General features: G+C 68.6%; 12 protein-coding genes. 5 read left to right on the forward strand and 7 right to left on the reverse strand.

The window, feature by feature from the left end:
• Nucleotides 1–4 precede the first annotated feature (4 nt).
• From ACLJOO_RS40545 to ACLJOO_RS40555, 3 genes are read right to left on the reverse strand one after another with little or no spacing between them, the layout of a single operon-like run.
• Nucleotides 5–1,825, reverse strand: coding sequence for a hypothetical protein (locus ACLJOO_RS40545; protein WP_410793423.1), 1,821 nt, complete (start codon nt 1,823–1,825; stop codon nt 5–7).
• The gene (locus tag ACLJOO_RS40550; protein WP_410793425.1) at nt 1,822–2,670 is read right to left on the reverse strand and encodes a 2-hydroxy-3-oxopropionate reductase; all 849 of its coding nucleotides are present in this window, start codon (nt 2,668–2,670) and stop codon (nt 1,822–1,824) included. Before ACLJOO_RS40550 ends, ACLJOO_RS40545 begins: the two co-directional genes overlap by 4 nt.
• On the reverse strand, nt 2,667–4,745 hold the full coding sequence (locus ACLJOO_RS40555; RefSeq protein WP_410793427.1) for an alpha-amylase family protein: 2,079 nt from the start codon (nt 4,743–4,745) through the stop codon (nt 2,667–2,669). The genes ACLJOO_RS40550 and ACLJOO_RS40555 overlap by 4 nt, the downstream gene beginning before the upstream one ends.
• A 79-nt stretch (nt 4,746–4,824) precedes the next feature.
• Here ACLJOO_RS40555 and ACLJOO_RS40560 point away from each other — a divergent pair, with 79 nt between their 5' ends.
• Nucleotides 4,825–5,622 carry a TIM barrel protein gene (locus ACLJOO_RS40560; RefSeq protein WP_410793429.1) on the forward strand — a complete coding sequence of 266 codons (798 nt, stop codon included), beginning with the start codon at nt 4,825–4,827 and terminating at the stop codon, nt 5,620–5,622.
• 7 nt (nt 5,623–5,629) lie between these two features.
• On the opposite strand, the gene ACLJOO_RS40565 is transcribed toward ACLJOO_RS40560, so the two are convergent.
• Complete coding sequence (locus ACLJOO_RS40565; protein ID WP_410793431.1) at nt 5,630–6,538, reverse strand: LysR family transcriptional regulator; 909 nt, start codon at nt 6,536–6,538, stop codon at nt 5,630–5,632.
• Between the two features lie 78 nt (nt 6,539–6,616).
• Between ACLJOO_RS40565 and ACLJOO_RS40570 the strand changes: the two genes are divergently transcribed.
• Both ACLJOO_RS40570 and ACLJOO_RS40575 read left to right on the forward strand, forming a co-directional pair.
• On the forward strand, nt 6,617–7,525 hold the full coding sequence (locus ACLJOO_RS40570; RefSeq protein WP_410793433.1) for a DMT family transporter: 909 nt from the start codon (nt 6,617–6,619) through the stop codon (nt 7,523–7,525).
• Complete coding sequence (locus tag ACLJOO_RS40575) at nt 7,522–8,565, forward strand: alpha/beta hydrolase family protein (protein ID WP_410793434.1); 1,044 nt, start codon at nt 7,522–7,524, stop codon at nt 8,563–8,565. Before ACLJOO_RS40570 ends, ACLJOO_RS40575 begins: the two co-directional genes overlap by 4 nt.
• Nucleotides 8,566–8,587: 22 nt before the next feature.
• On the opposite strand, the gene ACLJOO_RS40580 is transcribed toward ACLJOO_RS40575, so the two are convergent.
• From ACLJOO_RS40580 to ACLJOO_RS40590, 3 genes are all read right to left on the reverse strand, one after another.
• Nucleotides 8,588–9,304 carry a hypothetical protein gene (locus ACLJOO_RS40580; protein WP_410793436.1) on the reverse strand — a complete coding sequence of 239 codons (717 nt, stop codon included), beginning with the start codon at nt 9,302–9,304 and terminating at the stop codon, nt 8,588–8,590.
• 443 nt (nt 9,305–9,747) lie between these two features.
• A complete protein-coding gene (locus ACLJOO_RS40585) occupies nt 9,748–10,434 on the reverse strand; it encodes a hypothetical protein (protein WP_410793438.1) in 687 nt (228 codons plus the stop codon).
• Nucleotides 10,431–10,775 carry a hypothetical protein gene (locus tag ACLJOO_RS40590; protein ID WP_327636111.1) on the reverse strand — a complete coding sequence of 115 codons (345 nt, stop codon included), beginning with the start codon at nt 10,773–10,775 and terminating at the stop codon, nt 10,431–10,433. The genes ACLJOO_RS40585 and ACLJOO_RS40590 overlap by 4 nt, the downstream gene beginning before the upstream one ends.
• Nucleotides 10,776–10,930: 155 nt before the next feature.
• Between ACLJOO_RS40590 and ACLJOO_RS40595 the strand changes: the two genes are divergently transcribed.
• Both ACLJOO_RS40595 and ACLJOO_RS40600 read left to right on the forward strand, forming a co-directional pair.
• Nucleotides 10,931–13,012: a sensor histidine kinase gene (locus ACLJOO_RS40595; protein WP_410793440.1), complete on the forward strand. Its 2,082-nt coding sequence runs from the start codon at nt 10,931–10,933 to the stop codon at nt 13,010–13,012.
• On the forward strand, nt 13,009–13,656 hold the full coding sequence (locus ACLJOO_RS40600) for a response regulator (protein ID WP_410793442.1): 648 nt from the start codon (nt 13,009–13,011) through the stop codon (nt 13,654–13,656). The genes ACLJOO_RS40595 and ACLJOO_RS40600 overlap by 4 nt, the downstream gene beginning before the upstream one ends.
• Nucleotides 13,657–13,713: the final 57 nt, after the last annotated feature.

Here is a 13,713-nt window from a genome sequence, read left to right on the forward strand (position 1 = left end):
CTCCTCACACACAGACGAGTACGTCGAACAATCCGATCTCCGGCACCTGCACCCACCCGTCGCTCACCCGCAGGCGCTCCTGCGCCACCAGCGCCCGCACCTCGCGTACGCCGGCCGGCACCCGCATCCGGGCCGGCCCGATCCGTACGGGCGGAGCGAATCGCTGGTCGGTGTCCCCCGATCTGTTCAGCAGATGTACGACGAACCCCGCCGCCGACCGCCCCACCACGATCTCGACCTGTTCCGGCAGGTCCGTCTGCACCGCTCCGCCCACCTGATCCGCGAACAGATCGCGATGAACGCTCAACCCCACCTCCCGGTAGGCCTGTCCGATGGTCCACGGGAAGAGCACCACGTCGCCCTGCTTGACCATCCCGGGATGGTCGAGCAGCTCGTGCCCGTAGCACTTCTCCGGCGGCCCGTACGGCGCCCGCGACATCGCCCGTAGGCCGACCTCGGCGTCGGGCGGCGGCTCGACCACGTCGAAGGCTCCGAACACCGGAACACCGCCCTCGAGATGCAAGGACCGGGTAGCCGCTTCGGTCTCGTACCGGGCCAGCCGTCTGACGGGGAGACGTCGCACGTCGGTGGTGCCGGTGGCAACTACCCGACCCGCGTAGTCGCCTAGGTCCACTGGTCCGACATCCGGCAGCACAACCACCCGATAGCGGCTCAGGTCCACCTCTCCGAGACGCTCTTCCGGCAGCACGTCGAACGGCACATGGCGTTGCAGGAGCGCAAGGTACAGACCTTCGAACTCGGCCCGCGAGTGCACTGGTCTGACCAGTAGCGTCTCCGCCGCCGGCACCAGGTCGCAGTACACGTCCGCGTGCTCGCGGTGGAACCGCGTGAGCCTCGACGCGACGTCCAGGCAGGCGTACGGCGTGGTGTCCGGCGTCCCCATGATGTACGTCGAGGGGTTGGCGCCGCGGGCGATCGCCTGCACCAGGTACTGCGCGAAATGCTGCGGATCTTCACTGGCCATCCGGTACGGCATGTCGACGAAGCCCACCGAGTTGGTCAGCACCGGGACCGTCGGACGAAAGGTCTTCGCCGCACTCACGCTCTCGCTGGTCCGGTGATGCCACAACCGCCGGCCGACCGCGTTGTTCGCCTCGTGGAACACGATGTCCGCCTGATCGCCGAGGACCAGCGGCGCATCCGGACGTCGGGCCTCCAGGTGATCCCGGATCCTCCCGGTGAGATCGGCCAGTACGTCCTTCGAGAACCGTTGCCAGTCCACGTAACCAGGTGAGTCACGGTCGTCCGGCAGCACACCGTCGTACCGCTCCTGACAAGCCACGCAGTGGCAGACCCCGTGGTAGACACGGCTGTAGTCGACCTCGTTGAACGACATCCAGTTGCAGAAGAAGCCGTCCAGCGGATACCGGTCGAGCACCTCGTCCAGCACCTCGAAGAGCTTCACCTGGTAGTAGTCACCACTCGGGCACACACTCGTCAGCCCGTTGTAGACCTCCCGTGCCCCGCTCGGTCCGACGAAGCACCAGTCCGGATGCGCCTCCGCGCGCCGCTGGTCGATCTTGGAGAAGTCCATCCGGCCCATCACCCGGATCCCGCGCCGCGCCGCCGCCTTCACCGCGTCACCGACCAGGTCACCGGACGGCCGCTCCGCCAGGTACGGGTTGCGCGTCTGGAACTCCAGATCGGTCGGGTAGTTCGACAAGATCCCGCCGACGCTCAGCAACCAAGTGTCCGCGCCGAACTCCTCCAGATAGTCCAGCACCGACTCGACGTCCAGCCCGGCGTCGATCTCGCGCAGGTTGGTCTGGAACATCCGGAACGGGTCCTGCCACCAGAGCCTCATGAGTGCTCCCGGCGCAACGTCCGGTACAGCGCGGAGTGGTCGAGCTCCCCGTCCCCGTCCGCGATGGCAGCGTTCATCAACTGCTGCGTCGCGGCGGTGTTCGGCAGCGCCAGATCCAGTTCGGCCGCGGCCTGAACGGCCAGCCCGAGGTCCTTGCGGTGCAGCCGCAGCCGGAACCCCGGCTCGAAGGCCTCATCGACCATCCGCTCGCCGTGCACCTCGAGAATGCGTGAGCTCGCGAACCCTCCCATCAGCGCCTGCCGTACGACGGCCGGATCTGCGCCGGCCCGTTCCGCGAACAGCAGTCCCTCGGCCACCGCTTCGATGGTCAGCCCGACGATGATCTGGTTCGCGACCTTCGCGGTCTGCCCCGCGCCGGGGCCGCCGATCAGCGTGACGTTCTTCCCGAGGACGTCGAAGATCGGCCGCGCCCGCTCGAACACGTCCGGCCTGCCGCCGGCCATGATCGTCAGCGTCCCGTCCCGCGCACCGAGCTCGCCGCCGGACACCGGTGCGTCCAGGTAGTCGCAGCCCAGTTTCTCGATCAGCTGCGCGAAACCGATGGTGGCCGTCGGCGAGATCGAACTCATGTCGATCACCAACGACCCCGCCCGCAGCCCCTCGGCGGCCCCGCCCGGCGCGAACAACGCCGCCTCGACGTCAGGAGTGTCCGGCACCATCAGGATCACGACCTCGGACTGCTCGGCCACCTCCTTGGCCGACGCGCACACGTGTGCCTCGAGGTCGATCCGGCCGCGATACACCGAGAGTTCGTGGCCCGCGGCAACCAGGTTGTCCGCCATCGGCCGGCCCATCACCCCTAGTCCGATGAACCCGATTCTCATGCCTGGCTCCAATCGACGTGCACGACCTCGAGCAGTCCGGCGGTCGGAATCACGATCTCGGCCCGCCCGTCGACGACGTCCGGCTCCAGGTCCACCCCGGCCACCAGCAGCCGGACCTTCGGCCGATCCGTCGGTACGGCGATCGACACGGTCTGCGGCGGCAACGGGAGCGTCTCGCGGATCGCCCCTCGCATCGCCATCGGATTCGTGAGGTTGACCAACGCGACGGCGACCTCGTTCACGCCCCGATGCACCGCGACGTCCACCAGCCCCGCGCCGTCGACCGTCACCTCGGGCGTCTTGCCGAGCACCCAGGAGACCGCGTTGGCGATCAGCCGGCCATGATCGGATTGCAACGCCTCCCAGAAGATCGCTCCGAGATCGAACGGGAAGTAGACCGTCCGGCCGCCCTCAGCGTTCTCGGTGCAGATCACCGCAGGCCGGTCCGGAGCCTCTCGCTGGTAGACCTCCTCCATCGGCAGGTCCGGGAAGTCCGGGATGAACCGGAACGGCGTGACCGCGTCCGACGCGACTCCGATGATGTGGGTGCCGCCAATGATCCGCGTCGTACCCTCGAAGCCGGCGTTCACCGGATGCGCGTCCGTCAACGCGATGTAGTTGTTCTGCACCGGCCGGCTCGCCTCGGTCAGCCGGACGCCGAGGACGTCCCCGAGCCCGAAGTCGGTCCGCCGGTTCCCGTTCTCGTCGTACAGCGAGCTCTGGTACGCCGCCACGAGCGACCCGCCGCCGTCGACGTACGACCGGAGGGTCGCGCACTGGTCGTCGCTGAGCTGCTCGGCGTTCGCGAGGACGACGACCTTGAACTCGCTCAGCCGCTCGACCGTCATCGCCTGGTCGGAGACGAACTCGAACGGCACGCGCGCCTCGACGAGCGCGTGATAGAAGCCGTCCTCGTGGTCGTTGTCGCCGGCCCGCAGCTGGCCGGTCCGGGTCGGGTCGAGCAGCGCGACCTCGGCGGTGATCCGCAGATCCTTGAGCACCGGTTCGACCGACGCGTGCAGGTTGAACGCCTCGACGACCGGCTGCACCCACCGCTGGTCCGCCACGCTCGCGTTGAACTTCGTGAACCACGGCAGCGCGCCCTGCGCGAACCCGTCGACGATCCAGGTCTTCGTCTCCTCCGGCGGCGCGACCGAGTCCTTCCAGCGGTACTTGTGCTCGGGCCCGACGGACGTGATGAGCCGGACCGGCCGATCCGGGAACACGCCGCGATTGCGCTTCCCGTTCCGGCCGGCCGCCCACGGCGCCTCGATCCCGTGCCGGCCTTGTTTGTCGATGATGAACAGCGGCGCGACCGGTTCGGCCAGATCACGGGCCAGGTCACGCGCCGCGAGCGCCCCCATGTTCGGCACGAAGCGGGCGTGCGGGCGGAGGTCGCGGACCGCCTGGTCCCAGATGCCGACCAGGTTCCCGAGTCGCCGGCGCCGCCACGCGACGTACTCCGGCCAGCCCTCGGCGTACTCCTCGGCCGGCAGCTCCAGACCGGTCTCGTCCCGGAACGACTTGCAGGCGTCCTCGCTGTACGAGATCCCGTAGTACCCCTCCCAGCGATTGGCGAAGACCGCGTCCACGCCGTACTCGCGGACGATCTCGCGAATCACCTCGGTGACGAACTCCCGGTGGTACGGCGTGAACGCGCACGTCAGCCAGATCCCCGGGTACGCCCAGTGCTCGATCGGGTTGCCGTCCCGGTCGCGGGCCAGCCATTCGGGGTGCGCCGCGGCGGCGTCGGCGTGGATCGCGTGCGGGTCGACCCGCGCCATCACACTCATGCCGAGGCTGCGGGCACCGTCGACGAGCGTTCCGAACGGGTCGGTGTCGCCGAGGAACTTGCTCCGGTGGTGGTACTCGAGTTGCGTCGGGTAGTAGGCGACGTACCCGCCGGCGCTGATACAGGTCGCGTTGGCCTTGCTGTCGCGCATCAGCCGCAGCCAGAAGTCGGCGTCGAAGTGCGCGGGATCGTCCTCGGCCAAGGTGATCTGGGCCCAGCGGGTCGCCGCCAACGGCCAGTCGGGATCGGAGTCGGCTACTCGGTTCTCGTGCTCGGTGTGCATCGCACCTCCGGCGTCGTCGGGTCCTAAGATTGTTAGACAAGAATGCACGACTAGCAAGAGCTGATGTTAGTCTTTAGCGATGGAGTACCGCGGCCACGAGCTGAGTGCGAACGTCTCGATGCTGTTCACCGAGCTGCCGTATCCGGACCGGTTCGCCGCGGCCGCGCGGGCCGGTTTCGGGGTCGTGGAGTCCTGGTGGCCGTTCGCCGTACCCGATCCGTCGACGGCCGAGGTCGACGACTTCGTGCGCACCGTGTCGGCGGCCGGGGTGTCGCTCAGCGCACTGAACTTCTACGGCGGGGACATAGCGGCCGGAGAGCGCGGCGTCGCGTCGCATCCCGATCGACAGGACCAGCTGGCCGCCAACGTGCGAGCGATGGTCGGGATCGCCGAGCGGACCGGTTGCCGACTGTTCAACCTGCTCTACGGGCAAGTCGACGACCGCTGGTCGCCGGAGGAGCAGGAGAAGACCGCGACAGCCGCGATCCATTCCGCCGCTTCGGCCGTGGCGGCCGTCGGCGGCACGGTGCTGATCGAACCACTGACCGAAGGGTTGAACGGCCGCTATCCCCTGCTCACCGCGGACGACGTCCTGCGGCTCCTCGGCGGCCCACTGCGAGACGTCGACAACCTCTCGCTGCTGTTCGACACGTTCCACCTCGGCAGCAACGGGGTTGATCTGCTCGCCACGGCGTCGACGGTTCCGGTCGCGCACGTCCAACTCGCCGACAGCCCCGGCCGCGGCGAGCCAGGCTCCGGCGCACTGCCGATCGACGCAACACTCGACGCATTGGCGGCCGCCGGCTATCAAGGCGTCGCAGCCTGCGAGTACAAGCCGACGACGGACACCCTCGACAGTCTGCGCTGGATTTCCTGAACCGATCTCAAGCTGTTTGATCTGTGGCTGCGGTGGCCAGGGCCTGTGTTACGGCAGCTACCGCGGGAGTTCGGGTACGGCGGGTCAGCAGGAAGACCGCCCGCCCGACATCCCCTTCGGCCGGCAGCCGTACGGCGACACCCGGAGCACCGGCGCCGATGACGAGATCCGGGAGCAGTGCGCCCGCGCCCGTCGTACGGACGAGTTCGAGCAGGATGAGGAAGTCGTCGGAGCTGTAGCGGATATCGGGCTCGAACCCGCCGAGCTCGCGGCAGACGCGGACATGCATCTCGCGATGACCGGTGTTGGGCTGGCAGGCGGCCCAGGGCAGGTCGGCGAGCTGCTCGATCGGGACACGCTCAGCAGAAGCCAGCGGGTGATCCGACGGGAGAATGACGCGGATCTGTTCGCGGAGCAGGTGCTCACGATGCAGATCGGTGTGTACGGCGCGTGGCTGGCCGTCGTACTCGTCGCCGACCATGACGTCCAACTGCTGCAGCCGAAGCGCGGGCGCGGCCTGCTCGACCTCGAGCTCAGCGGCCTCGACGCGGATATCGGGATGCGTTGTCGCGAGGCTGCGAATCGCGGGAGCGACGACGCGAATGAAGGCGGACTGGAACGACGCGATCCGGACCACTCCCGCAACCCGGCCCGCCGCAACCGCAGCCAACTCCGCCTCGGCTGCCTCGACTCCCTCCAGCAGGGCCGTCGCGTGCCGCACCAGCACCTCGCCCGCCGCGGTCAGCCGCACGTTGCGACCGACCCGCTCGAGCAATCGGGTCCCGGTCTCCCGCTCCAGGACGGCCAGCTGCTGGGAGATTGCACTGGGCGAGTAGCCGAGCGCGCGGGCCGCGCCGTGCACGGTGCCGCGGCCGTGGACCTCGCGCAGCAGCCGCAGTCGGTGCAGATCCATCATTCGTTCAGCTTAGCTTCACAATGCTGTCCGTGAAGCCGTGATGGACGTGAACAGTCCGCGCCCCTGACCATCGATGACGTGGGACGCCTCTTCTGCCTTCTGTCCGCCGCCACCTTCGGGGTCATGGCCGTCTTCGGCAAGCTCGCGTACGACGCGGGCGTGTCAGTGGACGCCCTCCTCCTGGTCCGCTTCGGCCTCGCCGGCGCGCTAGTGCTCGCACTCGCGCTCGCCCGCGGTGCGCTACGCAACCTGCCCCGCCGGGCCGTCCTCACCGGACTCGGCATGGGCGTGTTCGGGTACGCCGCCCAATCCGGCCTGTACTTCTCCGCGCTGGCCCGCATCGACGCGTCACTGGTCGCACTGCTGCTGTACCTGTATCCGGTCCTCGTGATGGTCGGGGCGATCGCCCTGCGCCGCGAACGTGCGTCACGGCGGCGTATCGGGGCACTCGCGGTCGCACTGGTCGGGATCGGGTTGGTGCTCAGCGGGGCGATGACCGGGCAGTTCGACTGGATCGGCGTCCTGCTGGCGTTGGGTGCACCAATCGTCTACACGTGCTACATCCTGGTCGGCGATTCGCTGACCGCCGACGTACAGCCGCTGGCGTTGACGGCACTCGTGTGCACGGGAGCGTTCGGCACCTTCCTGGTCCTCGGATTCTTCCGCGGAACTGATCTGACGTTTGCCCCGATCGGCTGGCTGTGGCTGGCCGCTGTCGCACTGATCAGCACCGTCGCGGCCATCCTGTTCTTCTTTGCCGGGATGGCCCGGGTCGGTCCGTCCGTCGCCTCGATCCTGTCGATCTTCGAGCCGGTGGTGACGGTCGCAACGGCAGCGCTGGTGTTCGGTGAGCAGCTGAGCGCCGTGCAGTGGTTGGGCGGTGCGCTCGTACTGTCCGCCGTACTGATCGTGCAGTGGCCTCGTCGCCAATCGTTGCCGGAACTTTCGCGGACTTCTCCGGAGGCGACGGCAGACTTGGCAGTATGAGCCGGCGGATGGCGTGGGCGGGAGTCGTCGCGTTGATGACGACGGCCGCGATCGCCTGCACCAACGACGACGCGGCACCCCCTGCGCCGACATCGAGTGCGACCTCCCGAACGCCGTCCGCCGCTCCGCCCACCACTCCAACCATGCCACCACGATCGACCGCCTCGCCCGTGACTGCTCCAGAGCCGGTGTCGCTGCAGGCGTTGACGACGAAGAAGTACAACGGCAGCGACCTTCGACTCGGCCGCGTGCTCGCCCGCAATCCGGCGTACACCCGCTATCACGTCACCTACCGCAGCGCGACGCTGACGATCTCGGGGATCCTCAACGTCCCGTCGGCACCGGGACCGCATCCAGCACTCGTCCTGAACCACGGCTACATCGACCCGGACGTCTACACCAACGGTCGCGGACTGATGCGTGAGCAGGACTACCTCGCCCGCCGCGGGTACGTCGTCCTGCACACCGACTACCGCAACCACGCCGAGTCCTCGAAGGATTCGAGCTCCGAGCTCAACCTGCGACTCGGCTACACCGAGGACGTCGTCAACGCCGTCCTCGCACTCCGCACCTCGCAGTACGTCGACCCGTCGCGGATCGCACTGCTCGGCCGCTCGATGGGCGGCGGAATCACCTACAACGTGCTCGTGACGCAGCCCGGACTCGTCAAGGCCGCCGTCGTGTTCGCGCCGGTCAGCTCGGACGCGGCCGACAACTTCAACCGCTGGACGCGACCGGACCGACCGATCGCCACCCAGATCCTGCGCAAGTACGGCGAACCGGCAGCGAACCCGTCGTTCTGGCGGAACGTGTCCGCCGTGAACTTCTTCGGCCGAGTCACCGAACCGGTGCTGATCCACCACGGCGAGTCGGACTCGACCTGCCCGATCGCGTGGTCCCGCGAGAGTCTCGCCGCGCTCAAGGCGGCCGGGAAGGACGCGACGCTGTTCACGTACCCCGGCGAGGAGCACGCGTTCGGCCCGGCGTGGCCGACGTCGATGGCGCGGACAGTCAGTTTCCTCAAGCAGCACGGGGTTTGAGAGCGCTCACGACGTCGCCGCGTCAGGCGGGTTTGCAGGCGGGCACGTCCGCGAGGGCTGCGGTGGCGCGGGCCGCCGCGTCGAGATTCCGTGGCGCGGCTGTCCAGGCGGCGACCCAGAGGTCCTGCGCGTGCTCGGCGCCGAAGTCCCCCGCCGCGTGCGCAGCCATCGCCTGCAGATGGGCTGCCCAGTCCCCGGCGGCCGCGCGGTCTGCCGCACCTGCGGCGTCGAGGGCGGCGAGTCGCTGCTTGCACACCGCAGCCGCCTTGCCCGGTACGCCGGCGCAGCCGCCCCTCACCTTCGCGCGCTCGGCCACCGCCGAATTCACCGCGACTTTATCCGCGGGACCGAGCAGCCGAGTGCGCTTCCAGATCGCCTTTGTCTGTTCCTCGGAATTCTTACCGGCCAGCAAATCGGTCCGTGCCTGTACGTGTTCACGCCAATGCTCAGTGGCATTACCCGCCGCGGTGACGACGGCTTCGGCCGCCTGGATTTCCTTGGCGCAGGCGGCCACGCCCGGATTCACCTCGTTGCGCTCGGTCGCAGGCGGCGTACTGAGCGTCGGCGTTACCTCATGTGCCGAATGCGTGGCGATCTGCGCCGATGGGTCCGCCGACCCGCTCCGGGAGCCGGTCTGTGCGATCGCCACCCAGGCAACGGCAGCCACCGCGGCGGCGATCCCGACGGCCAGCCATACCGCGCGGTGTTCCTGAGGTATTGCCCTTCTCGCTCGCGACATGATCCCCATCCCCCAATTCGAGAATGCTGCCACGAGGCCGGGAGAAACGCGACCGATTCACGGTACGCGACGGTAGTCCTGCATTCCGTGCGGTTATTCCTCAGGGTGGCCTGCAAGGAGGTCAGGTGCATCATCCCGACGAAGCCCTGCCGCGCGCCCCCCTGCGCTTCGACCATGCGTTGCAGTACGCCGGGATCGGCCGGGTGGACGTCGACCGCCGTCTCCCCCGCGGCCGGCGCCAACTGCTCGAGCGCCCACGACTTCAAGGTACGGATCGCAGGCCGCCCGGCCATCTCGTCCAGGATGAATGCCTGCTGTTCAACGTTCTGCTCGGCCACGTGCGCGGCCCGAAAGCTGCCGCGCTGGGTGACGAACCCGGGCCCGTCCGGTACGTCGGTCATCTGGATCTCCCCCTCCGATCCCTCACGCCGGACGGGCCCGCTTCACGGCAGTGGCTGCCATTCGTCGTTCGGCATCCGGAGGATCGCCCACCCCACCGCGGCGAACCCCACTGCCTGCAGTCCCCAGCCGACCAGGTCCAACGGGTGACTGCTGATGATGACCGAGATCAGGTGCAGCGGTTGCGAGATCGCGACCGCCACCGCGGCCCATCGGCCACCGACTCCGGAGCGCCACATCGCGATCCCGAGCAGGATGGTGCCGAGCACGTGACCGACCACGAACACCGTGGCCGCCACGTCCACCGAGCCGTGCGTGACCTCGGCGACCTTCGTAATCGACGCCTGGTCGAGACCGGCAGTGCCCGCCGACCAGGTGAACACGTCGCTCGACGCCGCTGTCGGCAACGACAGGTAGCCAGGAATCATCAGACACACCGCGACCCCGGTGAGCCACGGCGTACTGCGACGCGTCAACCGACCGACGAAGTACACGCCCGGTACCAGCGTGACGATCGCGAGGTAGCCCAGCCAGAGCACGATCGAACCGCGATCGAGATGACCGACGACCTTGCTGGTGATCGTCGAGACGTCGTCCGTCGTGTCGTACGGCAACAGGAACCGCAGCAGCGCGACCGCCGCCGGCCCGATCGGCAGGATCAGCGCCGCCAACCACCGCCACGTAGGCCGGATGTCCGCGCGGGACGTCGTACGGCTGATCGTCTGTGTCATCGCGCACCTACCAGCTCGCGCTTCGGCAGCAGTACGGCGATCACGCCGACGACCGTCGCAGCGACTCCGAATCCGGCGGCGGCGACCGCAGCTGCCGGTACGTCGGACGCGAAGAACGCCGGTACGGCGAGCAACGCCGACGCCAACCGCAGCGTGATCAACGGCGCCAGCGCCCAGCGCTTCCCACGCCAGGCGAACCCGACCAGCACGAGGCTGATCAGCCCGACCACCGCGGCCCCGATCGCGATGCTCATCGGCGGGTGGTCCCCGTCGGTGAGAAGTGGCGTCGCCACGTCCATCAGCGCGAGCAACCCGAGCAGAACCAGCCCGAATCTGTACATCTCCCTACCCCCTTGTTTCGGTGTTGGGCACCACCGTCGCCCGTGCGCCGTACCGTCCGCCTGGGCGCCGGATCCCACCCGGGCGGGCGGTTCCCCGGTCGATCCGGGATCGCATTCCCGAGACGCCGGGAACCTTCCGGGGGCACACTGCCGGTATGACAACCTCCGTGAACCGCCGCGGCCTGGCCGGCGCGCTGGCCGGTCTGGTGGTCGCCGAGGTGACTTTTGCTGTCGTCTACGCCCTGTCCGCGGGCTGGGGCTGGGGTCAACTGGTCGACAACTTCGTCGTCACGAACGGGCTGATGGGCCTCACCTTCGGTTTGTGCGGGGCGGTGATCGCCTGGCACCGGCCGGCCAACCCGATCGGCTGGCTGTTCCTGGCGGACGGGATCGGGCATGCCACGACACCGTTCGCCGACACCCTCGCGTACCTGGTGCACGGGGAACTCGCAAAGCAGGTGCTCGTCACCATCTCGCTGGCGGCTTGGCCGTGGTCGATCGGACTGTTCCTGCCGCTCGCCCTGCTGCTGTTTCCGGACGGCCGGCTGTTGTCGCCGCGGTGGCGGTGGGCCGCGATCGGGATCATCGCGACCGCGCCGCTCTTCGTGCTGGAGATGGCGGGGAGCGGCGAGCCGGTCTCGCCCGATCATCCTTACGGCCTTCTCGCCCTGCGCGACTTCGACGCCCTGCAACCGCTGTGGACCGCGACCGAAGTGCGCAACCTCATCGCGCTCCTGCTGGCGCTGATCTGCCTCGCCATCCGGTACCGCCGCGCCGATGAAATGGGCCGCCGGCAACTGCTGTGGTTGCTGTTGGCCTCGGTGATCGCACTGCTCTTCGTGACGCCGTGGTCGTTCGTCGCCGGTACGCCGATCCTTGTCCTGCTGGCGATTCCGCTGATCCCGATCGCGGTGGCTGTGGCGATCGTCCGCTATCAGTTGCTCGATATCCGGCTGGTCGTGTCGCGTGCGTTGACGTGGGCGTTGCTGTCGCTGGTTGCGATTGGCAGCTATGCGGCCTTGGTCGCGCTACTCGACTCGCTGATCGCATCACAGGTTGGCCGGTCGGCCGCGGTGACCGTCTTCGTGGCACTGATCATCGCGCCGGTACTCCCCCGCCTCCAGCAACTGGTCGACCGAGCCCTCTACGGCGACCGCCACGATCCCGCACGAGTGGCATCCCGGGTCGGCGAGCAACTATCCGCCGGCCTCCCAGGCGTGGTCGCAGCAATCCGCTCCGCCCTACGCCTGCCCTACGCCGCCCTGATCGTCGACGACCGAGTCATCGCCGACGGCTCCCTCGCCAACGACCGCGCCCTCGCGAACGATTCGATTGCTGATGCCCGCGGTGGTTCGGTGGCGAGTTCCGTCGTACCGCTGGAGTTGTCGTACGGCGGTGAAGTGGTGGGGACGCTGGAGGTCGGGGTCCGGTCGGGCGAGTCGGGGTTGTCTTCGGCCGACCGGAGTGTGCTCGGGCTGGTCGCCGTACCGCTGGCGGTGGCAGTGCACGCAACGCGGTTGTCCGCGGAGTTGCAGTCGTCGCGCGAGAAGCTCGTCTCCGCGCGCGAGGAGGAGCGGCGGCGCTTGCGGCGGGACCTGCACGACGGGCTGGGACCTACTCTCACAGGCGTTGCGTTCTCCGCGGACGCCGCCGCCAACCTCATCACCACCGACCATGCCCTCTCCCCCGACGCTTCGCGAGCAGTCGAACTACTCGCACGTTTGCGCGCCGACACCCGCTCCGCGATCGCCGACGTACGACGCCTGGTGGACGACCTACGCCCTCCCGCCCTGGACGAACTCGGCCTCCTCGGCGCCTTGCAACAACGCGCCGACCAGATGTCGATCCGCGCCGACGGCACAGCGATCCGCGTCGTGGTCTCAGCCTCCGGGTTGCCGACCTTGCCGGCCGCGTTGGAAGTCGCGGCGTACCGGATCGCGACGGAGGCGCTGACAAACGTCGTACGGCACGCACGGGCGACATCCGCCGTACTGACGCTGCGCTGCGGAAACGAACTGGAGATCGAGATCACCGACGACGGCCCACCCACCGACGCCTGGCGCCCCGGCGTCGGCCTCCAAGCCATGCAGGAACGCGCCGCCGAACTAGGCGGCACCTTCCAAGCCGGCCCAACCCGCACCGGCGGCCGAGTCCAAGCCCGCTTCCCCCTTCCCCAACCCACCCAAGCCAGTCACCCCACCACCACCGCTCCGGCTGCGTCCTTGGAGGTCCTGTGATCCGGGTAGTGCTGGCCGACGACCACCCGGTGGTTAGGGCCGGACTGGCGGCACTGCTCAGTTCCCTGCCCGGGATCGAGGTAGTCGGCGTCGCCTCAACCGGTCGTGAAGCGATCCGCGAAGTCGTCACAACCCGCCCCGACGTCGCCGTACTCGACCTCCAGATGCCCGACCTGGACGGCTTCACCGCCACCCGCGAACTAGCCCGGGCGGCGCCCGAAGTCGCCGTACTCGTACTCACCATGTTCGAAGACGACGACTCAGTCTTCGCCGCCATGCGCGCCGGTGCCCGCGGCTACCTCGTCAAAGGCGCCGAACAGGAGGAGATCGCCCGCGCCATCCGCGCCGTAGCCGCCGGCGAAGCCATCTTCGGCCCCGGCGTCGCCCGCCGCGTCCTCACCTTCTTCGCCGCCCCACCACCCACCGACCCGTTCCCCGAACTCACCACCCGCGAACGCGAGATCCTCGACCTGCTCGCCGCCGGCCTCTCCAACCCCGCGATCGCCACCCGTCTCGACCTCGCCCCGAAGACCGTCGCCAACAACGTCTCCACCATCTTCACCAAACTAGGCACAGCAGACCGATCCACCGCCATAATCCAAGCCCGCAACGCCGGCCTCGGCGTACCTAAGGACAGGACGTAGTCGCGCAACCCACACTCCCGCCCGCCTGAGTTCTCCCTCGCAACCCCAGATCGGCCG

Origin of the sequence: Kribbella sp. C-35, assembly GCF_046549195.1 — a bacterium.
In the GTDB taxonomy this organism is placed as follows: domain Bacteria; phylum Actinomycetota; class Actinomycetes; order Propionibacteriales; family Kribbellaceae; genus Kribbella.

Excerpts from the sequence above, each read along its gene's own strand:
- ACLJOO_RS40545 (WP_410793423.1), bottom strand. The coding sequence starts at position 1,825 with ATGAGGCTCTGGTGGCAGGACCCGTTCCGGATGTTCCAGACCAACCTG.
- ACLJOO_RS40550 (WP_410793425.1), bottom strand. The coding sequence starts at position 2,670 with ATGAGAATCGGGTTCATCGGACTAGGGGTGATGGGCCGGCCGATGGCG.
- ACLJOO_RS40555 (WP_410793427.1), bottom strand. The coding sequence starts at position 4,745 with ATGCACACCGAGCACGAGAACCGAGTAGCCGACTCCGATCCCGACTGG.
- ACLJOO_RS40560 (WP_410793429.1), top strand. The coding sequence starts at position 4,825 with ATGGAGTACCGCGGCCACGAGCTGAGTGCGAACGTCTCGATGCTGTTC.
- ACLJOO_RS40565 (WP_410793431.1), bottom strand. The coding sequence starts at position 6,538 with ATGATGGATCTGCACCGACTGCGGCTGCTGCGCGAGGTCCACGGCCGC.
- ACLJOO_RS40575 (WP_410793434.1), top strand. The coding sequence starts at position 7,522 with ATGAGCCGGCGGATGGCGTGGGCGGGAGTCGTCGCGTTGATGACGACG.
- ACLJOO_RS40580 (WP_410793436.1), bottom strand. The coding sequence starts at position 9,304 with ATGTCGCGAGCGAGAAGGGCAATACCTCAGGAACACCGCGCGGTATGG.
- ACLJOO_RS40585 (WP_410793438.1), bottom strand. The coding sequence starts at position 10,434 with ATGACACAGACGATCAGCCGTACGACGTCCCGCGCGGACATCCGGCCT.
- ACLJOO_RS40590 (WP_327636111.1), bottom strand. The coding sequence starts at position 10,775 with ATGTACAGATTCGGGCTGGTTCTGCTCGGGTTGCTCGCGCTGATGGAC.
- ACLJOO_RS40595 (WP_410793440.1), top strand. The coding sequence starts at position 10,931 with ATGACAACCTCCGTGAACCGCCGCGGCCTGGCCGGCGCGCTGGCCGGT.